We start from the raw sequence: 22,032 nt of genomic DNA on the forward strand, positions 1-22,032 counted from the left end.
CTGCCGCGATCGCCCGAAGCGACAACCCGGCGGCCAGACCACGCGAGATCTCTTCGCGCTCTTCGAGGCTCAATCGACCGACTGCTCGATGTCGTGGATCAGGTCTGATCCCACCGCACCGAATCAGGTAGGTCCGCACCGTGCTGGTCGGCAGACCCAGAGCCCGAGCAGTCGGCTTGACCGAGTGCCCGGACCGCAACCGCCTCCAGATCTCGTCGATGTCTGCAGGCGACAACCGCTGATAGCTCTGACGCGCCATCGCGACCTCCTTCAATCAGGAAGTGTTGCGATGACTCATTGAGAGCGCCCCGTCAACCGCACGTTGCCGGTTCCGTGACGTTGGTGAAGGCCCCCAGTCAGCTCGGCAGTGTCGCCGCGGGGGTGCGGGCCACCATGGCCGCGATCATGATGAGGTCGCGCCCGGGGGCGAACTGGTTGCGGCGGGGAAGGTCGTGGCGGTGCTCGTCGTAGAGGTCGACCAGGCGGAGCACCGACGCGGCCACCGGCTGGTCGGGGTCGTCGGCGGGCAGGTCACACGCGTGCCGGGCGACCTGGATCGGGGTGCCCGGGTCCTCGCCGCGCTGCATCGGCTCGAGGGCCGCGACCAGGCTCTCGACCAGCACCTCGAGCGCGGGTGTGATCGGGCGTGCCTCAACGGCAGGCGCCGGGCCGAGATCCAGCGGCTCCTCACCGTTGGCCAGCCGGGCCACCTGTCCGCCCGCCACCGAGCGCAGCTGCGCAGCGTCGAGCCCAGCCTGAAGGCCACACCGCACCGCCGCGATCGCTGCGGCCAGAGGGGTGCTGTACGGCAGATCGGAGGCCGCCAGGATGCGCCCGGGTGGCACCAGCCGCATCAGGGCCATCAGGTGAGCTGGGGACCACCACGACGTGTCGTAGAAGATCGACGGCGCCGAAGCAGCCTCGCGCCACAGCCAGGCGAGGTCGACCAGGGCGCAGTGCGCCAGGATCATCCGCACCTGCGGATAGCGCTCGCTCACGTCGAGAACCGTGCGCCCGATGGTCTCGAGCTCGGGGCCCGCGTGCACCACTACCGGCAGCCGCTGAGCGTCGGCGATCTCGAACACACCCTCCAGTCGAGGGTCACCCAGCTCGAACTGGTCACTGGACGGATGCAGCTTGATCCCACGGGCGCCGGCATCGAGTGCGTCGCTGAGCAGCCGTACCGGATCTCCACCCGGGGTGAGGCGTGCCAGCGCGGTGAGCCGACCGCGGCTGGCTGCTGCCTGCTCGATGCAGCGCCGGTTCGGCTCGCGGTAGCCATCGGGCTCGGTGAGGGGGAAGACGAGCGCCCGGCCGTCGCACAGGTCCAGCGAGTCGGTCAGCTCGGCGACCGTGGCCGAGAACCCGCTCGGGTCCTGCGCTCCGACATGGGTGTGGGCGTCGTAGACCTCGAGTGCGCCCACGTCCGCGCGCAGGGCTTCGAACCAGGGAACGAGCAGCTCGTCGGCGTACATGCGGTTCTCCGGGGTCGATCTGGTGGCCGGTAGGACCCACACTGACACGACGGCCGACGACGAGCACGGCCTGCCGCTCGAAAGGAAGGCGATGAGCCCACGCCGGTTCGGCATCGAGGAGGAGCTGCTCCTCGTCGACGACTGCGGCGCGCCCGCGGGGCGAGCACGCGACCTGCTTGCCCGCTGCGCCGCTGCCGACGACCTGCTCCCCGGCACCGTGCTGGTGCATGAGTTCTTCCAGGCGCAGGTGGAGACCGTGACCCCTCCGCTCCACAAGCTCGCCGACGCGGAAGATCATCTTCGCGCGGCACGGGCGTCGCTGGCCCGCAGCGGGGCAGTACTGGGCGTCAGCCCCCTGGCCGTCGCCGTCCCCGTCCTCGCCAAGCCACCGGGTCCGTATGTCGAGCACGAACGATTCGCTCGCATCACCCAGCACTACGCCGGGCTGGCGGCCGAGTCCCTCATGTGTGCGCTGCACGTGCACGTCGAGGTGGCGAGCCGGGAAGAGGGGGTCGCGGTGCTGGACGGCGTCCGCCCGTGGCTGCCGTTGCTGACAGCCGTGAGCGCGAACTCCCCGTTCTGGCACGGCCGTGACACAGGGTTTGCGAGCTGGCGCTCTCAGCTGTGGCAGCTGTGGCCGAGCAGCGGTCCGCACGAGGTCTTCGGCGACCTGGCCGCCTACGACGCCCTCATCGATCGACTGCTGCGCGACCAGACGATCCTCGACGTGGGGTTGCTCAATCTCCAGGTCAGGCTGTCGGCCCGATACCCCACGGTGGAGTTCCGGATTGCCGATGTGTGCACCTCGCTCGACGACACCCTGCTCGTAGCGGCCCTGGCTCGCGGACTGACCGAGACAGCTGCCCGCGAGGCCGGCCAGGGCATCGGCCCGGCACCGTGGCGCGTGGACAGTCTCCGCAGCGCCGGATGGCGCGCAGGTCGCTTCGGTGTCAACGACTCACTCGTCGACCCCCGAAGCGGCGCGCTGGTGCCGGCTGCGACCGCTCTCGAGACCTTGGTCGACCACGTGCGAGATGCGCTCGACGACGCAGGCGACCTCGAGCGGGTCACCGCGAGCTTGCCGCGAATAGCCCGCGAAGGCTGCGGCGCCGATCACCAACGCCGCGCCGCCGCCGGCGGTGACCTGATGGCAGTGATCGACGACCTACGGGTCCGCACCGTCGCGGGCTGATCAAGCACAGACTCGCGCTATGTACCTTGACGGTTACATACCCGACTCGGTACCTTCGGTTCATGGACGTCGTGCTGCACGCGCTGGCGGACGAGAGCCGCCGTACGGTTCTCGAGATCCTCCGCGACCACGCAGCGACCTCGGGAGAGCTGGCAGAGGCCCTTCCGATCGCTCGCCCGGGCGTGTCCCGGCACCTCCGCGTGCTGCGGGAGGCCGGGCTGGTCGACGTCCGCCAGGACGCGCAGCGTCGGATCTACACACTCCGCCCGGAGGCGCTCGTCGAGGTCGACGAGTGGCTAGGCAAGTACCGCCAGCTCTGGGAGAACCGGCTCGGCGCCCTCCACACCGAGATCGCACGAGGAAAGAAGGCACGACAGTGACCACGATCGCGACGATGCGAACACTCGACGAGACCCGCGGAGCAGTCCGCGTGGAGGACGTCTACGACACGGACATCGGCGACGTCTGGCAGGCGTGTACGACGCCTGAGCGGCTGGCCCGCTGGATCGCCCGGGTCGACGGCGACCTGCGGGTCGGCGGTACGGTCCTGTGCGTCTTCACGAGCAGCTGGACCGGCGCGGCACGCGTCGAGGTGTGCGAGGCGCCCCACCACCTGCTGCTGACGACGGAGCCGGGTACGGACGACGAGGGACAGATCGAGGCGTGGCTGACCGAGGAGGGCTCCAGGACCCGCTTGGTCGTGGAGGAGCGTGGCCTGCCGATCACGCACCTCCCGTTCCACGCCTCCGGTTGGCGGGTCCACCTCGAGGATCTCGGTCGGTCGCTGGAGATCGACGGGCCGGTCCATCCGGAGGGCTGGAGCTCCGAGGCCGGGGCGCCCGGCTGGAAGGACCGCTGGGAAGAGCTCACGCCAACGTACCAGCTGATGGAGATCGGCTGATGTCGACCTGATCGGCGGGGTCAGCCCTCCGTCCGCGACCATGAGAACGGACCGAAGGAGGTACCGGTCGTGGGCTGGTGGCCGCCGGGGGTGACCACGAGCCTCAGGTACTCCAGCGGCACCGTGCTCCCATGGACGACGATGCGGTGGAAGTTGGGCACGGCGTACGACGGGTGGCTTCGCCAGGCGTCGTAGGAACACACGTCCCCGTCGCCGGCGCAGGGTGCGCTCTGCTGGAGCGGGTTGTCCGAGCGGTAGACGTGCGAGTCACCCTCGAGGGCGAGCACCGGCCGGCCGAACGCCAGGGTGTGGTCGGCCAGGCTCTTCACGAGCGGCTCGTACTGGCTCAGGTGGGTCTGCGGCTTCCCGTCGAGGTCCCACATGTCCGCCTGCTGGACCACGACGAGACCCTGCGCGTCTCGGGCCGACGCGATCGCGAAGGCGCGGTCCAGCCAGCACAGGTCGGCGGCGGTGCGCTGCCGGGTCGCGGTGCCCTGCTCGTCGCTCATCGCCGGCGCGCCGTACCAGGGGTCGGTGTCGTTGTTCGAGCCGCCGGGGATGTCGAGCGTGACGAACACGAAGCCCTTGCGCTGCCAGATCACGTTCTCGACGTACTGGGCGTCGTCCGGGTGCGCCGGGTCGTACGCCGCGGCTTGCGAGATCGTCCGGAGCGCGCCGGGCCGAGCAGATCGGCTACCAGCCGTCGCGTGGTCGCCAGTCGATGAGCTGGTCGCCATCGCCAACTTCGAGGAAATGATCCATCTTCGCCGACCAGTGACTGCTTGCCGCGCCCATCGTGGACCCGGAAGCCAGGGCGCCATCATGCGGAGGAACGCCACGTGAGGAAGACAAAGTCGACGGTCGTCGCCCTGACGGCAGGGGCCGTGACCGGAGCGGTCTTCGTCGCCCCGATGTTGATCGGCTTGATACCCGACAGCACGCTCGACCCGCGGACGGAAGGACGGGTCTCCACGGCCGATCGACATCAGGCAGCCAATGTCGTGAGCGCATGGCGGCGCAACGGCGAGTACAGCGAGTGCATGGAGAGGCGTGGCTACGACGTGCCGTGGCAGGAAACCATCGCCCTCGCCCCGGAACTCGACGACGATCCAGCGTTGGTCAAGTTGTACAAGGAGACCCACATCACGGAGGGAGACGAAGAGGCGGTGTGGAGCACCCGAGGGTTCCTCCATGCGGCCCGTGACTGCCGCGTTCTGGGGCCTGAGAGACCGGGGATCTCCGACTACAACAGGGTCAAGGATTGGAAGCGCGTCCTGGCGGAAGCGAGACAGCACGGCTGGTCACCAGACGACCCGTTCGCCTTGGACTGACGGCTCGGCGAAGGGCGCACATCTACTCGCATTCCCGCGCGGTTCGCGGCGTTGGGTGCTCGCAGGCGGGACCGCGCCCGTCGGCCGGTCTGTGGTGGTGCTTCGTCGGGCAGGTCGGCCTAGGTTCGTCGGTGGAACCTGGTGTGGTGTTTCGGGCAGAGGAGCCGGCCGTGCTCGACGTCGGTGGGTCCGCCGCGGCTCCACGGGATGTCGTGATGGACGTGACACATCGCCGGCGGCCAATCGCAGCCCGGCTCGGTGCAGCCCTTGTCGCGGATCCCGATCGCGATGCGCTGGGCCTTGGTGTGGAACCGGCGGGTGCGGCCCAGGTCGAGGACCTCAGATCGTCCGCCGAGCACCGCGGGGATCAGGCCGGCCTCGCAGGCCAGCCGGCGGGCCGTCGAAGCTGAGATCCGCTCCCCGGTGTCCAGGAGTGCGGCCTGCTCGAGCTTCCCGAGCAGGCTGTCGAGGGTCATGGTCACCACGATGGTGGCCGAGACCCCGCCGGTCTGCGGGAGCTGGTCGGCCGGGTAGCGCTCGATGAGCTCGCAGAACGCCCGACCCCGGCGTTCGGGTCCGGGGCGCAGCGGGACGCCGAGTTCCTGCGGGTCCTGCCGTTTGGGGGCGGCGATCGCGAGCAGCATCTTCTTCAGCGCCGCGCCGTGGAAGGACGGGACCGTGAACCGGCCGTGGCACTTGCCGTGCCCGTCGTCGACCATCGTGAACGTGGTGGCCAACATGGCGTCGGCCTCTTCGCGGGCGAGCTGCTTCGCTTCGTAGGCGTCCGCCAGGTCGGGGGCGACCACGTCCATCAGCCGCTTGCCCAGGACCCGCAGGGTCGGGGCGGTGTGCTCGCGCCCGGCGGCGACCAGGTGCCGCTCGGCCCGGTCCACCAGGGCGGTGTCGAGGTCCCCGGGCAACTGGTCGAGCGCGGTGACGATGACCCGGGCCTGCTCGACCACCAGGTCACCGGCCGCGAGCGCGTCCCGGACATGGCCCCGGGTGACCAGGGCCTGGCCGAGCTTCACCTGGCCCAGCACCGCGGGCTTGGTCTGCCGGGTCCGGTGCGCCCACGCGTCCACGGCCTCGTCGTCGGCGTGCTCGGCGACCCGGGCCTCGAGCTCGGCGACCTGCGCCTTCAGCCGGGTCAGCTGGATCAGGGTCGCGGTGGTCTCGGTGTGGTCCATGGACCACACCGACGCGTCCGCGACCGCATCGATCTCCGCGTGCGCGTGCGCGACCGCCACCGAGACCCGGTGTCGGGGTGTGGCCATCGCTGTCATGGCTCCACTCAAGCACCGGCCACCGACACCGAGAGGCCCAGAACCCCTTGCTCCACAGGGCCCTGGGTCACGAACAGGTCACGATTCCCCGCCCCTTTCCACAGGCCCGGTAGCACGGCGGACCCGCAAGCCGGGAGGCGGCGACGACCACCCACCCACCGTCCCCGTAGCTGCCTTTCGGTCGCCACCACCCAGGGCCGGAAACCCACGGCCATCAACCCGCGAGCCCGGCGACAGCAGACCCCCACCCACCGGTCCGTAGCCGCCAGTCCACCCATCTGCCCGCAGTGTTCGTCCGCCAGACGCCTGGGTACCTCGGCGGAATGAAGCCGCTCGAAGTCGGCCTCGTCGCTGACCAGCCAAGCCCACCCAGATCGCCCGCCGGTTCGGCGGCTGCCGTTCGTCGGATGGTGAGAATCGGCGCGATTGGGACGTCGAAGTGGTCAGCGAGCCCTTCACCGTCGCCTGTGAGGACGTGGGTACGGTGCTGTCACGGCTCACGGATCGAGGCCAGGAGCGTCACTGGGACGTGGTCGTCGGGCTCACGGAGCTTCCCCTCCGGGACGGCGATGGCCGCTACCTGCTCGTCGAGACCGACCCGCAGCACCGGACAGCGGTGCTGTCCCTGCCCGCGCTCGGCGGCCTTCGCATGCAGAGACGCAGCCGTCACGCGTTGCGCGAACTGATCAGCGGCATGGCAGATCCCGGCGCGGACAGCGGCCTGAACCTGGTGTGGGCGATGTTCGTTCTCGACCCCGCCGTGATGGGCGGATACCTCGGCATGACGCTGAGCTACCGCGACCTGTTCGTCCTGAGCTGGTTCGTCGCATCGGCAGCCACCGTCGGCGGCGCGCTGGGCAGCGGACTGGAGTCGGACGAAGCGATCCGTGCAGCCGCGTACTCCAAGCGAGAGCAGGACCGCCGCAACCGGCTCGCGCGTGACGAGAAGCCGAACACGGAGACATCGACCCGGTCGTGAGCCCTCCTGTCAGGCGGCGACCGACGACGGGGAATGCGGGCTCGTCAGAGATCGCCGCCGAGGTACGCCGCTCGCACCGACTCGTCGCCCGCGAGCTGCGCGCCGGTGCCCGAGCGCACGATCTCGCCGGTCTCCAGCACGTACGCCTCGTCGGCGGCCTTGAGCGCCTGCGCGGCGTTCTGCTCCACGAGCAGCACGGTCGTGCCCTGAGCGTTGATCTCCTTGATGATCGAGAAGATCTGCTGGATCAGCTTGGGCGCCAGGCCCATCGACGGCTCGTCGAGCAGGACCACCCGCGGGCGCGCCATCAGCGCGCGCCCGATCGCCAGCATCTGCTGCTCACCGCCCGAGAGGGTGCCCGCGACCTGGGCGATCCGCTCCTGCAGTCGCGGGAAGAGCCCGAGCGCCCGGTCCAGGTCGGCGGCGACGCCGGCCTTGTCCTTGCGGGCGTAGGCGCCCATGTCGAGGTTCTCGCGCACCGTCATGCCGGGGAAGATCCCGCGGCCCTCGGGCGACTGGCTCAGCCCGAGCTTCACCCGCTCGTACGGCGGGAGGTGCGTGATGTCGTTGCCGTCGAAGACGACCCGGCCGGCACGCACCCGGCGCAGGCCGGACAGCGTCTTCATCGTGGTCGTCTTGCCGGCGCCGTTCGCCCCGATCAGCGTGACGACCGACCCCTCCTCGACCGTGAAGCTGATGTCGCGGATCGCCTCGATGTGGCCGTAGTTGACGCACAGGCCCTCTACCTCAAGAAGCATCTTCTTCGTCCACTCCCAGGTAGGCGGCGATGACGGCCGGGTTGTCGCGGATCTCGGCGGGCGAGCCCTCGGCGATCTTGCGACCGAACTCGAGGACGACGATCCGGTCGGTCACGCCCATCACGAGCCGCATGTCGTGCTCGATCAGCAGCACCGTGATGCCCTGGTCGCGCACCTTGCGGATCAGCTCCATCAGGCGCTGCTTCTCCGCAGGGTTGAAGCCCGCGGCCGGCTCGTCGAGGCACAGCAGCTTCGGGTGCGTCGCCATGGCGCGCGCGATCTCGAGGCGGCGCTGGTCGCCGTACGACAGGTTCTCGGCCAGCTCGTCGGCGCGCCCGCGCACCCCGACGAAGTCGAGGAGCTCGAGCGCCTCCTCGCGGGCCGCCGCCTCGGTGCGCCGGTGCAGCGGGGTGCGGAACAGCGCGTTCAGCAGCCCCACCTTGCTGCGGGCATCGGCGCCGACCATCACGTTCTCCACGGCCGTCATGGCCTTGAAGAGGCGGATGTTCTGGAAGGTGCGCGCGATCCCGAGCTTGGTGATCGCGTACCGCTTCATCTTGGCCAGCCGGGTCCCGTCGAAGCGGATCTGGCCGCTGGTCGCCTGGTAGACGCCGGTCATGACGTTGAAGCAGGTCGTCTTGCCGGCGCCGTTGGGGCCGATCAGGCCGAGGATCTCGCCCTCGCGGATGTCGAAGGACACCTGGTCGAGCGCGGTCACGCCGCCGAACCGGATGGTGACGTCGTCGACCTCGAGCAGGGCGCGACCGGGGTTCTCAGAGGACATCGACCGGCTCTCCTTCCAGTTCCTCGATCTTCTCCTGGGCAGCGAGCGCCCGCCTGGTCCGGCGTGGCGGCAGCAGCCCCTGTGGTCGCCAGATCGCCAGCAGCATCAGCGCCAGGCCGAAGAACAGCAGACGGTAGTCGGCGAAGTCCCGGAACCGCTCGGGCAGGTACGCCACGATCGCGCCGCCGAGGATCGCACCCCAGCGGTTGCCGGCCCCGCCGACGATCACCGCGGCCACGAAGAGCATGGACAGCAGCAGCGGGAAGCTCTGCGGGTTGATGTAGCCGCTCTGGCTGCTGGCGTAGAACGAGCCCGAGAGGCCGCCGATGGCCGCGCCCATCGCGAACGCGAGCAGCTTGTAGCGGAACGTCGGGACGCCCATGAGCTCGGCGGCCTCCTCGTCCTCGCGGGTCGCCTCCCACGCTCGTCCGACCCGGCTCGACAGCATCAGCTTGTCGGCGATGAAGACGAGGATCAGGACGGTGAGCACGAGCCAGTAGTACGGCACCGCGTCGAGCGCACCGAACACCAGCACGTGGGTCTCGTGCACCCGGTCGAGCGACGGCACGAAGCCGTCCCACTGCACGCGCGGGATCGCGAACCAGCCGCCCGGGTCGAACGGCGGCGTCGGCTCCGGCCCGAGGTTGTTCGGGTGCGGGATGTCCTTGATGCCGGCCGCCGCGCCGACCCACTCGACGTTGGTCACCGTGATCCGGATGATCTCTCCGAACCCGAGCGTGACGATCGCGAGGTAGTCACCCCGCACGCGCAGTGTCGGCGCACCCAGGAGCACACCGGTCAGCATCGTGACGCCGATCGCGACCGGGAGCGCCAGGAAGAACGGCCAGCTGAAGTGGTACACGGTCAGGACGGCCGTCGTGTAGGCGCCGACGCAGTAGAAGCCGACGTACCCGAGGTCGAGCAGGCCCGCGTAGCCGATGACGATGTTGAGCCCCAGCGCCACGAGCGCGAACGCGATGACGCGGAACATCACGCCGCCGAAGTCGATGCTGTTGGTCGTCAGGATCGGCGGCCGCAGCAGCGGCAGCGCGTAGGCGAACACCAGCAGCAGCGTGACGAAGAGGATCCTGAAGATCTTGGGCTGGGCGTTGTAGCGGTCGACCACGCGGTCCCAGCGCCTGGCGATTCCGAGCCCGGCCATCACGCACGCGCCTTTCCGAGGGACTCACCGAGGATGCCGGACGGACGGACCAGCAGGATCAGCACCAGGAGGACGAAGGAGACGACGTCGCGCCACTCGTTGCCGAAGACGGCCGCGCCCCAGTTCTCCATGACACCGAGCGTCAGACCGCCCAGGAGGGCTCCTCGCAGGTTGCCGATGCCGCCCATGACGGCGGCGGTGAACGCCTTGACACCGAGGAGGAAGCCGGCGCTCTGCTTCGTCGCGCCGATCTTCATCATGTACAGGGTCGCGGCGACACCCGCCGCGAGGCCACCGATGAGGAACGTGATCTGCACGACCCGGGTCGCGTTCACCCCCATCAGCGCCGCCGACTCCGGGTCCTGGGCCACCGACCGGATGCCGCGGCCGAACCGCGTCCGGCGCACGAGCTGGTCGAGGACGATCATCATGGCCAGGGCCGCGACGATGATCGTCAGGTCCACGTCGGTGACCGTGTAGCCGCCGATGTCGAACAGGCCGTGCGGCTCGATCGTGACCGGGTTCGTGTAGACGTCACGGGCCTTGGCCGGGGTGACGTAGTTGGCCAGCTTGTTGTCCACCCCGAACCAGCCGGCGAAGCGGTCCCGCAGGCCCATGGCCTCGGACAGGGCGAACGACGCGCCGATCGCCGAGATCAGGATGATCAGCTTCGGCGCGTTCTTCTTGATCAGGGGCCGGTACGCCACGCGCTCGAGCAGCAGCGCGATGGCCGCCGACATCGCCATGGCGGCCACGAGGGCCACCAGGAGTGTCGGTGCGGCCTGCTTGAGGTCCCACGTCGCCGAGCCGGTGCCGTGCAGGAACACGAACACCCAGGCCACCGCGAAGGTCCCGTACATGAAGACCTCGGAGTGGGCGAAGTTGATGAGCTGCAACACGCCGTACACCATGGTGTAGCCGAGTGCGATCAGCGCGTAGATCGCGCCGAAGACCAGCCCCCCGATGGTGAAGCTGAGGAAGCTGTCGAAGCTGCCGAAGAGCGCGCCCAAATCCAAGTGAAGACTCCTCAGTCGTTCTGATCAGCTGCGGCCGGAGGGGATCCCCCTCCGGCCGCAGCCTATGTCAGTTGTGTCAGTCGACCTGGATCAGGAGATCGCCTGCGGGTTGTCGACGTCGAGCTTGCCATCCTTGACGAAGTACGCGTAGATCTTCGACTCCTTGATGTCGCCGTTCTCGTCGAAGGCGATCGGGCCGCTGACGCCGTCACCGGTGTAGCTGCCGATGAAGGTGTTGATCTCCTCCGGCGTGGACGCACCGTCATCGAGCGCGGCGAGGAAGATGTTCGTCGCGTCGTAGGACTGGGTGGCGTACAGGCCGCTGGCACCGAAGTCGGCCGGCGGCGGGCCGGCGGGAGCCGAGAGGACGGCGCCTTCGGCGGCGTCCGCACCGGCGACCTTCACGAAGTTCGGGTCCTCCGAGCCGTCGCCCGACATGAACAGGCCGGTGAAGCCGCCCTGGCGCAGCGCCTTGGCCAGCAGGCCCGCCTCGGTGTAGTAGCCACCGTAGAAGACGGCGTCAGCACCGGAGGCCTTGACCTTGGTGACCGCAGCCGACATGTCGGTCTGGCCGACCGAGATCTGGTCGGAGTCGGCGAGGGCGTCGCCCAGCGCGTCCTTGACCGTGCCGGCGAGGCCCTTGCTGTAGTCCTGGCCGTCGTCGATGACGAAGACCTTGGTCGCGCCGCCGTCACCGGTCAGGTACGCCGCGTCGGCCTTGCCCTGGGCGTCGTCGTTGCCGATGACGCGGTGCCAGGTGGTCCAGCCCTGCTGGGTGATCGTGACGTTGGTCGCCGACGGGGAGATCGACGGCAGGCCGGCCTCGAAGAAGGTCTTGCCGGTCGCCAGCGACTCACCGGAGAAGCCGGGGCCGATCAGGCCGAAGATGGAGTCGTCGTTGACGATCTGGGTCGCGAGGCCCGGCGCGGTGTCGGGGCTGCCCTGGGAGTCGAACTTCTTCAGGTTGACCTGGCAGTCGGGGTTCTTGTCGTTGTACTGCTGGAGCGCCAGCTCGATACCACCGACCATGTTCTGGCCGAGCGCGCCGGCGTCGCCGGTCAGGGCGCCCATGAACGCGAGGTTCTTGCCGCAGAGGGCGCTGCTGGCGCTGCCGTCGGACGAGCCGCCGTCGCTGCCGCTACCGCCGCCGCTGTCGCTGCTGCCGCAAGCGCTGAGCATCAGACCGGTCGCGGCCACGGCGGCCAGGACCCGGGCTGACTTGGTGAAGCGAATCATGGAAGTCCTCCATCGAACTCTCGGACTCCGGGCAGGTGGGCACGGAGCATCTCTCGATGGCGGACAACCTAGCGTCACTCGACACCCGCGCAGGGGGTTTGGGGCATCGCGTCTTCGACGGTTGCTGAATCGTGACCAACCCGAGAGCACCGCACGGGGCGTCCGATATCCGGTCATCATGCTGCAGCGGAGTCTGAGGATCGGCCAGAGCCGGTCAGCCGGCGATGCCGGGGCCGTGCTCGATGACGCCGTCCGCGACCTGGCGCATCGACAGCCGCAGGTCCATGGCGGTCTTCTGGATCCAGCGGAAGGCCTCGGGCTCGGACAGGCTGAGCTGCTGCTGGAGCACGTTCTTGGCGCGCTCGACCGACTTGCGGGTCTCCAGCCGCTCGGTGAGGTCCGCGACCTCGGACTCGAGCACCGTGAGCTCGGCGAACCGGCTCACCGCCATCTCGATCGCCGGCACCAGGTCGGTCTGCGAGAACGGCTTCACGAGGTACGCCATCGCCCCGGCGTCCCGGGCCCGCTCGACCAGGTCGCGCTGGGAGAACGCGGTGAGGATGACCACCGGCGCGATCCGCTGGCCGGCGATCCGCTCGGCGGCGGCGATGCCGTCCAGGACGGGCATCTTCACGTCCAGGATGACGAGGTCCGGTCGCAGCTCCTCGGCCAGCTGGACGGCGGTGCCGCCGTCCCCGGCCTGGCCGACGACCTCGTAGCCCTCCTCGCCGAGCATCTCGGCGAGATCCATCCGGATCAGCACCTCGTCCTCGGCGATCACCACACGACGGGGCGCGGTGTCGGGGCTGGGCTCCGGGCCGGGCTGCTCGCTCACGGGCAGAAGGCTAACCGGCCCCCACGCGCCGTACCGTCTCGGACCGGAGCTCGAGCTCGTGCCCGGCCAGGAAGATCTCCACGTCCTCGCGCTCGACCCGCCGCCGGCTCAGCTCGGTCGCACCGTCCCGGGCGTTGGCGAGCGCCACGGCCTGGCTGACGCCGGCCCACTCCCACGGCTTCCACATGGCGACCTCCACGGCTCCGAGACTCGGTCGGTCGAAACTGTAGTAGATCACTCGACATCAGCCAAGGGGCGTTCGGTTAAGGTTTCTGGCGCCCGGCGGCCCCGGTATCCCAACGGCAGAGGAAGCGGTCTCAAACACCGTCCAGTGTGGGTTCGAATCCCACCCGGGGCACCCTCAGCGCGCGGAGCTGCGCCGGTACGCCGGGGCGACCTCGTTGATGGCGTCGCCCATCCGGTGGATGCGTAGCGCGTTGGTCGAGCCGGGGATGCCCGGCGGGCTGCCGGCGATGATGACGACCAGCTCCCCCTCCGAGACGCGGCCGATCTGGAGCAGCTGCTCGTCGACCTGCCGGACCATCTCGTCGGTGTGCTCGACCGACTGGGTCTTGAACGTCTCGACGCCCCACGTCAGGGCGAGCTGCGAGCGCACCTGGGCCAGCGGGGTGAAGGCGAGGATCGGGATCGGGCCGCGCAGGCGCGACATCCGCTTCGCGGAGTCACCGCTCTGCGTGAACGCGACGACGTACTTGGCCCCGACCCGCTCGGCCACCTCGGCGGCCGCCTTGGCGATCACGCCGCCGCGGGTGTGGGGGTCCCACTCGATCGCGGCCACGCGCGACCGGGAGTCCGCCTCCTCGAGCGCGTTCTGCTCGGTGGCGGTGATGATCCGCGCCATCGTCTCGACCGTGTGGACGGGGTACTCCCCCACGCTCGTCTCGCCCGACAGCATGACCGCGTCGGCCCCATCGAGGACGGCGTTGGCGACGTCGGAGGCCTCGGCACGCGTCGGCGCCGGGTTGCTGATCATCGACTCGAGCATCTGGGTCGCGACGATGACGGGCTTCGCGTTGAGGCGGGCCTTCTCGACGATCCGCTTCTGGAGGAACGGGACGTCCTCGAGCGGGCACTCCACGCCCAGGTCGCCGCGCGCGACCATGAACCCGTCGAACGCCGCGATGATCTCGTCGAGGTTCTCGATCGCCTGCGGCTTCTCGATCTTCGCGATGACCGGCACGTGCACGCCCATGTCGTCCATGACGCGCCGGACGTCATCGACGTCCTTGGCGTCGCGGACGAAGCTCAGCGCGATGAAGTCCACCGCGAGGCCCAGCGCGAACCGCAGGTCGCGCTCGTCCTTGTCCGACAGCGCCGGCACGGAGACCGCGACGCCGGGGAGGTTGATGCCCTTGTGGTTGCTGACCTTGCCGCCGACCAGCACCTCGGTCACCACGTCGGTGTCGTCGACCGACGTCACCCGCAGCCGGATCTTGCCGTCGTCGATGAGCAGCGGGTCGCCGGGCTTCACGTCGCCCGGGAGCCCCTTGTACGTCGTGCCGCACACCTGGTCGTCGCCCGGCACGTCGCGGGTGGTGATCGTCCACTCCTGGCCGCGGCGCAGCAGGGCGGAGCCCTCGGCGAAGGACTCGAGCCGGATCTTCGGTCCCTGGAGGTCCGCGAAGATGCCGACCCCGTGGCCGCTGGCGTCCGACGCCTCACGGACCAGGCGGTACGCCTCGGCGTGGTCCTCGTGGCTGCCGTGGCTCATGTTGAGCCGGGCGACATCCATCCCGGCGTACACCAGCTCCCGGATCCGCCGCGGGGACGAGGTAGCCGGGCCGAGGGTGCAGACGATCTTGGCTCTACGCACGTGCTTCACCCTACCGCGACTTTGATCCTTCAAAGACCTAACCCCCGACCCGATGTCGTCCGCCGGCCCGCCGCTCACACGACGAGCGGGCGCTCCGTCGGCAGGATCGGCGCCGGCAGCGTCGTCGAGCCGGTCAGGAACCGGTCCACCGCGGCCGCGGCGGCCCGCCCCTCGGCGATCGCCCACACGATCAACGACTGGCCGCGACCCGCGTCACCGGCCACGAACACGCCGTCGACCGAGGACCGGTACGACGCGTCGCGCGCGACGTTCCCGCGCTCGTCGAGGTCGACGCCGAGCTGCTCGACGAGGCCCGCCCGCTCCGGCCCGGTGAAGCCCATCGCGAACAGCACCAGCTCCGCCGGGATCTCGCGCTCGGAGCCCTCGACCTCGGCGAACGTGCCGTTCTCGAACCGCACGTCGACCAGCCGCAGTGCGCGGACGTTGCCGTCCTCGTCGCCGAGGAACTCCTTGGTCGAGACGCCGTAGACCCGGCTCCCCAGATCTGCCTCGGCCGCCTCCTCGTGCGCCGAGGAGACCCGGAAGACCATGGGGTAGGTCGGCCAGGGCTGGTTCGCCGGCCGGACCTCGGGCGGCTCGGCCATGATCTCGAGCTGCGTGATCGACGCGGCGCCCTGACGGGTCGACGTGCCGAGGCAGTCCGCGCCGGTGTCGCCGCCGCCGATGATCACGACGTTCTTGCCGGTCGCGGTGATCTGGCCCTCGACCTCCTGGCCGAGCGCGACGCGGTTCGCCTGCGGCAGGAACTCCATGGCCTGGTGGATGCCCCCGAGCTCACGACCGGGAGCCGGCAGGTCGCGGGCGGCGGTCGCGCCGATGGCGAGCACGACGGCGTCGTACCGCTCCCGGAGCTTCTCGCCGGTCAGCTGGTCCTCGCCGACCTGGACGCCGGCGCGGAAGACGGTGCCCTCGCGGCGCATCTGCTCGAGGCGCTTGTCGAGGTGCTGCTTCTCCATCTTGAACTCCGGGATGCCGTAGCGCAGCAGCCCGCCGATCTTGTCCGCGCGCTCGTAGACCGCGACCGTGTGGCCGGCGCGGGTGAGCTGCTGCGCGGCGGCGAGGCCGGCCGGGCCCGAGCCGACCACCGCGACGGTGCGGCCCGAGAGCCACTCCGGCGGCTGCGGCCGGACGAGGCCGGAGTCCCACGCCTTGTCGATGATCGTGACCTCGACGTTCTTGATCGTCACCGGGTCCTGGTTGATGCCGAGCACGCAGGCGGTCTCGCAGGGCGCCGGGCACAGGCGACCGGTGAACTCCGGGAAGTTGTTGGTCGCGTGCAGGCGCTCGATCGCGCCCTCCCAGTCGTCGCGCCAGACCAGGTCGTTCCACTCCGGGATGATGTTCCCGAGCGGGCAGCCCTGATGGCAGAACGGGATGCCGCAGTCCATGCAGCGGCCCGCCTGCTCGGTGATGATCGGGAGCAGCGCACGCCCGGCACTGCCGGGGTAGACCTCGTGCCAGTCCTGGATGCGCTCCTCCACCGGGCGCCGCTCCGCGACCTCCCGGCCGGTCTTGAGGAAGCCTCTGGGATCAGCCATGCCGAGCCACCCCCTCCATTCCTTCGCTTCGCTCATCCATGTTGACGGAGCCCTCCATCATCGAGCGGACCGCGTGGAGCGCGGACCGCGAGGTGGGAAGCAACGTCTCAGCCATGGAGTGCCTCCATCATCGCGTGGGCGGTCTCGTTCTCGTCGAGGCCGTCGGCCTCCGCCTTGGCCTTCGCCTCCAGCGACTTGCGGTAGTCGGTCGGCATGATCTCGGTGAACCTGGTCAGCGAGGTCTCCCAGTCGGCGAGCAGCTCCTCGGCGACCGTCGAGCCGGTCTCCTCGAGGTGCGTGCGCACCAGCTGCTCGAGCTCCGTGGCCGCGTCGCCGGTGACCGGGCCGAGCTCGACCAGCTCGCCGTTGACCCGCTGCGGGGCCAGGTCGAGGACCCACGCGACGCCGCCGGACATGCCGGCCGCGAAGTTGCGACCGGTCGGTCCGAGGACGACGACCCGCCCGCCGGTCATGTACTCGCAGCCGTGGTCGCCCACCCCCTCGGTCACGGCTCGGGCGCCGGAGTTGCGGACGCAGAACCGCTCGCCCACTCCACCGCGGATGAAGATCTCGCCCGCGGTCGCGCCGTACGCGATCACGTTGCCGGCGATGATCTGCTCGTTCGCGACGAAGGTCGCGGCCCGGTCCGGCCGGACCACGATCCGCCCGCCGGAGAGCCCCTTGCCGAGGTAGTCGTTCGCGTCGCCCTCGAGGCGCAGGGTCATCCCCCGGGGGACGAACGCCCCGAAGGACTGACCGGCGGACCCGGTGAACGTGAGGTCGATGGTGCCGTCGGGCAGTCCGGCGCCGCCGTACTTCTTGGTCACCTCGTGGCCGAGGATCGTCCCGACGGTGCGGTTCACGTTGCGGATCGCGACCTGGGCCCGCACCGGCTCGCCCTTCTCGAGCGCGTCGCGCGCCAGCGGCACCAGCTGCGTGACGTCGAGCGACTTCTCCAGCGCGTGGTCCTGCGACTTCGTCCGGCGCAGGTCCTGGTCGGGGAACGCCGCCCGGTCGGGCTGGTGGAGCACCGGCGACAGGTCGAGACCGGACGCCTTCCAGTGGTCCACGGCCTCCTCGACGTCCAGGCTGCCGACCTGGCCGATCGCCTCGTCGAGCGTGCGGAAGCCGAGGGCGGCCAGGTGTTCGCGCACCTCCTCCGCGATGTACTCGAAGAAGTTGACGACGAACTCCGGCTTGCCGGAGTAGCGCTCGCGCAGGACCGGGTTCTGCGTCGCGACGCCCACGGGGCAGGTGTCCAGGTGGCAGACCCGCATCATGATGCAGCCGGAGACCACCAACGGGGCCGACGCGAAGCCGAACTCCTCCGCGCCGAGCAGGGCCGCGATCACCACGTCCCGCCCGGTCTTCAGCTGGCCGTCGGTCTGCACGACGATCCGGTCCCGCAGCCCGTTGAGGAGCAGGGTCTGCTGGGTCTCGGCGAGGCCGAGCTCCCAAGGACCGCCGGCATGCTTGAGCGAGGTCAGCGGCGCCGCGCCGGTGCCGCCGTCGTGGCCCGAGATCAGCACGACGTCGGCGTGCGCCTTGGAGACGCCGGCCGCGACCGTGCCGACCCCGACCTCGGACACCAGCTTCACGTGCACGCGCGCCCGCGGGTTGGCGTTCTTGAGGTCGTGGATCAGCTGCGCCAGGTCCTCGATCGAGTAGATGTCGTGGTGCGGCGGCGGGCTGATCAGGCCCACGCCCGGCGTGGAATGCCGGGTCTTCGCGACCCAGGGGTACACCTTGTTGCCGGGCAGCTGGCCGCCCTCGCCCGGCTTCGCGCCCTGCGCCATCTTGATCTGGATGTCGTCGGAGTTCGTGAGGTACTCCGCCGTGACGCCGAAGCGGCCGGACGCGACCTGCTTGATCGAGCTGCGCCGCTCGGGGTCGTACAGCCGGTCCGGGTCCTCGCCGCCCTCACCGGTGTTGGACTTCGCGCCCAGCCGGTTCATCGCGATCGCGAGGGTCTCGTGCGCCTCCCGGGAGATCGAGCCGTACGACATCGCGCCCGTCGAGAACCGCTTGACGATCTCGGACACCGGCTCGACCTCGTCGATCGGGATCGGCTGCCGGCCGGCCTCGCCGGCGTCCCGCAGCCGGAACAGCCCGCGCAGCGTCATCAGCCGCTTCGACTGCTCGTCCACGCGGGACGTGTACTGCTTGAAGACGTCGTAGCGGCCGGACCGGGTGGCGTGCTGGAGCCGGAACACCGTCTCCGGGTCGAAGAGGTGCGGCTCGCCCTCGCGGCGCCACTGGTACTCGCCGCCGATCTCGAGCTCGCGGTGTGCGGGCAGGATGCCGCCGCGCGGGTACGCCGTGGCGTGCCGGCGCGCGACCTCCTCGGCGATCGTGTCGAGCTCGACGCCACCGAGCTTGGAGACCGTGCCGGTGAAGTAGCGGTCGACGAGCGCCTGCGAGAGGCCGACCGCCTCGAAGATCTGGGCACCGGTGTACGACGCGACCGTGGAGACGCCCATCTTCGACATCACCTTGAGCACGCCCTTGCCGAGCGCCTTGATCAGGTTCGCGACCGCCTTCTCGCCGTCGGTCTTGACGTAGTAGCCCTCACGCGCGAGGTCCTCGACGGACTCCATCGCGAGGTACGGGTTGACCGCGGCCGCGCCGTACCCGACGAGCAGCGCCACGTGGTGGACCTCGCGGACGTCGCCAGCCTCGACGAGCAGGCCGACCTGGGTGCGGGTCTTCTCGCGGACCAGGTGGTGGTGCACGGCTCCGGTCAGCAGCAGCGACGGGATCGGCGCCAGCTCCGCGGTGGAGTGCCGGTCCGAGAGCACGATGATGCGCGCGCCGTCGGCGATCGCCGCGGACACCTCCTCGCAGATCTCGTCGAGCCGCTGCGCCATCCCCGCTCCCCCGCCCTCGACCGGGTAGAGGCCGCGGGCGACGTGGGTGATGAAGCCGGGCATGTCGCCGTCGCGGTTGATGTGCCGGATCTTGGCCAGGTCGTCGTTGGAGATGACCGGGAACGGCAGCTCCACCATCCGGCAGGACGCCGGCGCCGGCTCGAGCAGGTTCGCCTCGGGGCCGATGGTGCCGGCCAGCGAGGTGACGAGCTCCTCGCGGATCGCGTCCAGCGGCGGGTTCGTGACCTGCGCGAACAGCTGGCTGAAGTAGTCGAACAACAGCCGGGGCTTCTCGCTGAGCGCCGCGATGGGGGTGTCGGTGCCCATCGAGCCGAGCGGCTCCCCGCCGGTGTTGGCCATCGGGGTGAGCAGGATGCGCAGCTCCTCCTCGGTGTAGCCGAAGACCTGCTGACGCCGGGTGACCGATGCGTGCGTGTGCACGATGTGCTCGCGTTCCGGGACGTCGCCGAGGTGGATCAGGCCCGCGTGCAGCCACTCGTCGTACGGGTGCTCGGCGGCGAGCTCGGACTTGATCTCCTCGTCCTCGATGATCCGGTGCTCGTCGGTGTCGACGAGGAACATCCGGCCCGGCTGGAGCCGGCCCTTGCGGACGACGGTCGCCGGGTCGATGTCGAGCACCCCGACCTCGGAGGCGAGGACCACGAGCCCGTCGTCGGTGACCCAGTAGCGCGAAGGGCGCAGCCCGTTGCGGTCGAGGACCGCGCCGATCTGCGAGCCGTCGGTGAACACCACGCAGGCCGGGCCGTCCCACGGCTCCATCAGCGCGGAGTGGAACTCGTAGAACGCGCGGCGCTTGGCGTCCATCTCGGCGTGGTTCTCCCACGCCTCGGGGATCATCATCAGCACCGAGTGCGGCAGTGACCGGCCGCCCATGTGCAGGAGCTCGAGCACCTCGTCGAACGACGCCGAGTCGGACGCGCCCGGGGTGCAGATCGGGTAGAGCCGGTCCAGGTCGCCCGGGATCAGGTCGGAGGCCAGCAGCGCCTCGCGGGCCCGCATCCAGTTGCGGTTGCCCATCACCGTGTTGATCTCGCCGTTGTGGGCGATGAACCGGAACGGGTGCGCCAGCGGCCAGCTCGGGAAGGTGTTCGTCGAGAAGCGCGAGTGCACGACCGCCAGCGCGGAGGCCATCCGCTCGTCGAGCAGGTCGGGGAAGAAGTGGTCGAGCTGGTCGGTCGTCAGCATGCCCTTGTAGACCAGGGTTCGCGACGACAGCGACGGGAAGTACGCATCGGTCTCGTGCTCGGCGCGCTTGCGCAGGCAGAACGCCAGCCGCTCCAGCGCCATCCCGGTCACCCGCGAGCCGGCACCGGCCACGAACAGCTGGCTGAACGCCGGCATCACGCCCCGGGCCATCCCACCGACCTCGGAGTCGTCGGTCGGGAGGTCCCGCCAGCCGAGGACCGTGAGGCCCTCCTCGGCCGCGATCTCCTCGATCCGGCTGCGGGTCTTCGCGACCTGCTCCTCGTCACCCGGCAGGAACGCCGTGCCCACGGCGTACGCGTGCTGCGGCGGCAGGTCGAACTCGACGACAGCGCGCAGGAACGCGTCGGGGACCTGGAGCAGGATCCCGGCGCCGTCGCCGGTGTTCTGCTCCGCGCCCGCGGCACCGCGGTGGTCCAGGTTCCGCAGGGCACGGATGCCCTGCTTCACGATGTCGTGGCTGGGGACGCCGGTCAGGGTCGCGACGAACGCCACGCCACAGGCGTCGTGCTCGTGGCGGGGGTCGTACAACCCTTGGGGCGGCGGGAATGCGTGCGAGTACGGCACCGGGCATTCTCCCGTCGTCTCAGCGCCGCGACGACCCCACGACGTTGTCGGGGCCGGCGCCGGCGGTTCGGCAGTGCAAGTGCTGTGCAGGGGACGACATTGGCCCTAGCGGGGAGGTGTCAGGCTATCACCAGGTCAGCCCGAGGACTCCCCGTCCGTCGCCGCGTGGACGCCGGGCTGGTCGCGCTCGACGTACACCGTCTCCTCTCGCCCGGGCCGCCTCTTGGCACTCGCCACGAACCACACCAGCCCCGCGACGAAGAGCACGATCGAGGTCCAGACGTTGAGCCGCAGCCCGAACACGTCGTGGAGCTCCACGTTGTCGATCCGCAGCATCTCGATCCAGCCGCGGCCGGCCGTGTAGACCATGATGTAGAGCGCCAGGACGCGGCCGTGCCCGAGCCGGAACCGGCGGTCCGCCCAGATCAGCACGGCGAACGCGGCGAGGCACCACAGGCTCTCGTAGAGGAACGTGGGGTGGAACGTCGTGCCGGGCGGGTAGCCGGCGTTGACGGCGGTCTCGTCGCTCACCGACAGCCCCCAGGGCAGGTCGGTGGGCTTCCCGAAGAGCTCCTGGTTGAACCAGTTCCCCCACCGGCCGAACGCCTGGGCCACGAGGACGCCGGGCGCGCACGCGTCGAGCACCGGCAGCAGCTTGATGCCCTTGCGGCGGGCGCCGAGCACCAGGCCGAGAGCGCCGAGCGCGACCGCGCCCCACACGCCGAGCCCGCCGCGCCAGATGTAGAGGGCGTCGATGGGGTGCTTGCCGGCACCGAAGTAGAGGTCGTGGTCGGTCAGCACGTGGTACAGCCGGCCACCGACGAGGCCGAACGGCACCGCCCAGATCGCCAGGTCCTGGACCTCGCCGGCCCTGCCCCCGCGGGCGATCCAGCGCCGCTCGCCGATCCAGATCGCGGCGACGATGCCGAGAATGATCGCCAGGGCGTAGCCCCGGATCGGGAGCGGGCCGAGGTACCAGACGCCCTCGGACGGGCTCGGGATCGAGAGCGCAGTCAGCATCGGCATCCC

General features: G+C 70.1%; 20 protein-coding genes and 1 tRNA gene. 6 read left to right on the forward strand and 15 right to left on the reverse strand.

The window, feature by feature from the left end:
* Together N538_RS29600 and N538_RS0101945 are read right to left on the reverse strand one after the other, a co-directional pair.
* Window positions 1–259 (reverse strand): helix-turn-helix domain-containing protein (locus tag N538_RS29600; RefSeq protein WP_155991932.1); only part of this gene is annotated, 259 nt, incomplete at its 3' end.
* A gap of 97 nt (window positions 260–356) precedes the next feature.
* A complete protein-coding gene (locus N538_RS0101945) occupies window positions 357–1,475 on the reverse strand; it encodes an amidohydrolase family protein (RefSeq protein WP_028635886.1) in 1,119 nt (372 codons plus the stop codon).
* Between N538_RS0101945 and N538_RS0101950 the strand changes: the two genes are divergently transcribed.
* The 3 genes from N538_RS0101950 (at window position 1,474) to N538_RS0101960 (ending at window position 3,568) form a co-directional block, all read left to right on the forward strand.
* A complete protein-coding gene (locus N538_RS0101950) occupies window positions 1,474–2,667 on the forward strand; it encodes a carboxylate-amine ligase (protein ID WP_081790269.1) in 1,194 nt (397 codons plus the stop codon). The genes N538_RS0101945 and N538_RS0101950 overlap by 2 nt on opposite strands.
* 62 nt (window positions 2,668–2,729) lie before the next feature.
* Window positions 2,730–3,047 (forward strand): ArsR/SmtB family transcription factor, encoded by a 318-nt coding sequence (locus tag N538_RS0101955; RefSeq protein WP_028635888.1) that lies wholly within the window; start codon window positions 2,730–2,732, stop codon window positions 3,045–3,047.
* 14 nt (window positions 3,048–3,061) lie between these two features.
* Window positions 3,062–3,568, forward strand: coding sequence for an SRPBCC domain-containing protein (locus tag N538_RS0101960; protein WP_036569337.1), 507 nt, complete (start codon window positions 3,062–3,064; stop codon window positions 3,566–3,568).
* A 20-nt stretch (window positions 3,569–3,588) separates the two neighbouring features.
* Here N538_RS0101960 and N538_RS23445 read toward each other — a convergent pair whose 3' ends face one another.
* Window positions 3,589–4,305, reverse strand: a complete 717-nt coding sequence (locus tag N538_RS23445; RefSeq protein WP_051548617.1) for a hypothetical protein — start codon at window positions 4,303–4,305, stop codon at window positions 3,589–3,591.
* A gap of 102 nt (window positions 4,306–4,407) precedes the next feature.
* On the opposite strand from N538_RS23445, the gene N538_RS0101970 reads away from it, so the two are divergent.
* Window positions 4,408–4,899: a hypothetical protein gene (locus N538_RS0101970; protein ID WP_028635890.1), complete on the forward strand. Its 492-nt coding sequence runs from the start codon at window positions 4,408–4,410 to the stop codon at window positions 4,897–4,899.
* A 119-nt stretch (window positions 4,900–5,018) separates the two neighbouring features.
* Here N538_RS0101970 and N538_RS27090 read toward each other — a convergent pair whose 3' ends face one another.
* Complete coding sequence (locus N538_RS27090) at window positions 5,019–6,182, reverse strand: HNH endonuclease signature motif containing protein (RefSeq protein ID WP_081790227.1); 1,164 nt, start codon at window positions 6,180–6,182, stop codon at window positions 5,019–5,021.
* Between the two features lie 439 nt (window positions 6,183–6,621).
* On the opposite strand from N538_RS27090, the gene N538_RS23455 reads away from it, so the two are divergent.
* Window positions 6,622–7,161, forward strand: a complete 540-nt coding sequence (locus N538_RS23455) for a hypothetical protein (protein ID WP_051548620.1) — start codon at window positions 6,622–6,624, stop codon at window positions 7,159–7,161.
* A 44-nt stretch (window positions 7,162–7,205) separates the two neighbouring features.
* On the opposite strand, the gene N538_RS0101985 is transcribed toward N538_RS23455, so the two are convergent.
* The 7 genes from N538_RS0101985 to N538_RS0102015 all read right to left on the reverse strand — a co-directional run bounded on the left by N538_RS0101985 (window position 7,206) and on the right by N538_RS0102015 (window position 13,151).
* Window positions 7,206–7,919, reverse strand: a complete 714-nt coding sequence (locus N538_RS0101985; RefSeq protein ID WP_028635891.1) for an ABC transporter ATP-binding protein — start codon at window positions 7,917–7,919, stop codon at window positions 7,206–7,208.
* Window positions 7,909–8,703, reverse strand: coding sequence for an ABC transporter ATP-binding protein (locus N538_RS0101990; protein ID WP_028635892.1), 795 nt, complete (start codon window positions 8,701–8,703; stop codon window positions 7,909–7,911). Before N538_RS0101990 ends, N538_RS0101985 begins: the two co-directional genes overlap by 11 nt.
* Window positions 8,693–9,865: a branched-chain amino acid ABC transporter permease gene (locus N538_RS23460; protein WP_051548622.1), complete on the reverse strand. Its 1,173-nt coding sequence runs from the start codon at window positions 9,863–9,865 to the stop codon at window positions 8,693–8,695. Before N538_RS23460 ends, N538_RS0101990 begins: the two co-directional genes overlap by 11 nt.
* Entirely contained in the window at window positions 9,865–10,881 is a 1,017-nt protein-coding gene (locus N538_RS0102000) for a branched-chain amino acid ABC transporter permease (RefSeq protein WP_231496110.1), read from the reverse strand. The genes N538_RS23460 and N538_RS0102000 overlap by 1 nt, the downstream gene beginning before the upstream one ends.
* A gap of 90 nt (window positions 10,882–10,971) precedes the next feature.
* A complete protein-coding gene (locus N538_RS0102005; protein WP_051548624.1) occupies window positions 10,972–12,117 on the reverse strand; it encodes a branched-chain amino acid ABC transporter substrate-binding protein in 1,146 nt (381 codons plus the stop codon).
* Between the two features lie 214 nt (window positions 12,118–12,331).
* Window positions 12,332–12,958, reverse strand: a complete 627-nt coding sequence (locus tag N538_RS0102010) for an ANTAR domain-containing response regulator (RefSeq protein ID WP_028635895.1) — start codon at window positions 12,956–12,958, stop codon at window positions 12,332–12,334.
* Between the two features lie 4 nt (window positions 12,959–12,962).
* Window positions 12,963–13,151, reverse strand: a complete 189-nt coding sequence (locus N538_RS0102015) for a hypothetical protein (protein ID WP_155991933.1) — start codon at window positions 13,149–13,151, stop codon at window positions 12,963–12,965.
* An 86-nt stretch (window positions 13,152–13,237) separates the two neighbouring features.
* Between N538_RS0102015 and N538_RS0102020 the strand changes: the two genes are divergently transcribed.
* Window positions 13,238–13,310, forward strand: a tRNA-Leu gene (locus N538_RS0102020).
* A 3-nt stretch (window positions 13,311–13,313) separates the two neighbouring features.
* Here N538_RS0102020 and pyk read toward each other — a convergent pair.
* From pyk to lgt, 4 genes are all read right to left on the reverse strand, one after another.
* Window positions 13,314–14,786 (reverse strand): pyruvate kinase, encoded by a 1,473-nt coding sequence (pyk, locus tag N538_RS0102025; RefSeq protein WP_028635897.1) that lies wholly within the window; start codon window positions 14,784–14,786, stop codon window positions 13,314–13,316.
* Window positions 14,787–14,860: 74 nt separating this feature from the next.
* The gene (locus N538_RS0102030; protein ID WP_028635898.1) at window positions 14,861–16,345 is read right to left on the reverse strand and encodes a glutamate synthase subunit beta; all 1,485 of its coding nucleotides are present in this window, start codon (window positions 16,343–16,345) and stop codon (window positions 14,861–14,863) included.
* Window positions 16,346–16,452: 107 nt separating this feature from the next.
* Window positions 16,453–21,003, reverse strand: a complete 4,551-nt coding sequence (gene gltB, locus N538_RS0102040) for a glutamate synthase large subunit (RefSeq protein ID WP_028635899.1) — start codon at window positions 21,001–21,003, stop codon at window positions 16,453–16,455.
* A 135-nt stretch (window positions 21,004–21,138) separates the two neighbouring features.
* Complete coding sequence (gene lgt / locus N538_RS23465) at window positions 21,139–22,029, reverse strand: prolipoprotein diacylglyceryl transferase (protein ID WP_231496111.1); 891 nt, start codon at window positions 22,027–22,029, stop codon at window positions 21,139–21,141.
* Window positions 22,030–22,032: the final 3 nt, after the last annotated feature.

The sequence above is a fragment of the Nocardioides sp. URHA0032 genome, assembly GCF_000620645.1.
Lineage (GTDB): Bacteria > Actinomycetota > Actinomycetes > Propionibacteriales > Nocardioidaceae > Nocardioides.

Excerpts from the sequence above, each read along its gene's own strand:
- N538_RS0101985 (WP_028635891.1), bottom strand. The coding sequence starts at position 7,919 with ATGCTTCTTGAGGTAGAGGGCCTGTGCGTCAACTACGGCCACATCGAG.
- N538_RS0101950 (WP_081790269.1), top strand. The coding sequence starts at position 1,474 with ATGCGGTTCTCCGGGGTCGATCTGGTGGCCGGTAGGACCCACACTGAC.
- N538_RS0101955 (WP_028635888.1), top strand. The coding sequence starts at position 2,730 with ATGGACGTCGTGCTGCACGCGCTGGCGGACGAGAGCCGCCGTACGGTT.
- N538_RS27090 (WP_081790227.1), bottom strand. The coding sequence starts at position 6,182 with ATGACAGCGATGGCCACACCCCGACACCGGGTCTCGGTGGCGGTCGCG.
- N538_RS23445 (WP_051548617.1), bottom strand. The coding sequence starts at position 4,305 with ATGGCGACCAGCTCATCGACTGGCGACCACGCGACGGCTGGTAGCCGA.
- N538_RS0102030 (WP_028635898.1), bottom strand. The coding sequence starts at position 16,345 with ATGGCTGATCCCAGAGGCTTCCTCAAGACCGGCCGGGAGGTCGCGGAG.
- N538_RS0101990 (WP_028635892.1), bottom strand. The coding sequence starts at position 8,703 with ATGTCCTCTGAGAACCCCGGTCGCGCCCTGCTCGAGGTCGACGACGTC.
- N538_RS0101945 (WP_028635886.1), bottom strand. The coding sequence starts at position 1,475 with ATGTACGCCGACGAGCTGCTCGTTCCCTGGTTCGAAGCCCTGCGCGCG.
- N538_RS0101960 (WP_036569337.1), top strand. The coding sequence starts at position 3,062 with ATGCGAACACTCGACGAGACCCGCGGAGCAGTCCGCGTGGAGGACGTC.
- N538_RS0102005 (WP_051548624.1), bottom strand. The coding sequence starts at position 12,117 with ATGATTCGCTTCACCAAGTCAGCCCGGGTCCTGGCCGCCGTGGCCGCG.
- N538_RS23460 (WP_051548622.1), bottom strand. The coding sequence starts at position 9,865 with ATGGCCGGGCTCGGAATCGCCAGGCGCTGGGACCGCGTGGTCGACCGC.
- lgt (WP_231496111.1), bottom strand. The coding sequence starts at position 22,029 with ATGCCGATGCTGACTGCGCTCTCGATCCCGAGCCCGTCCGAGGGCGTC.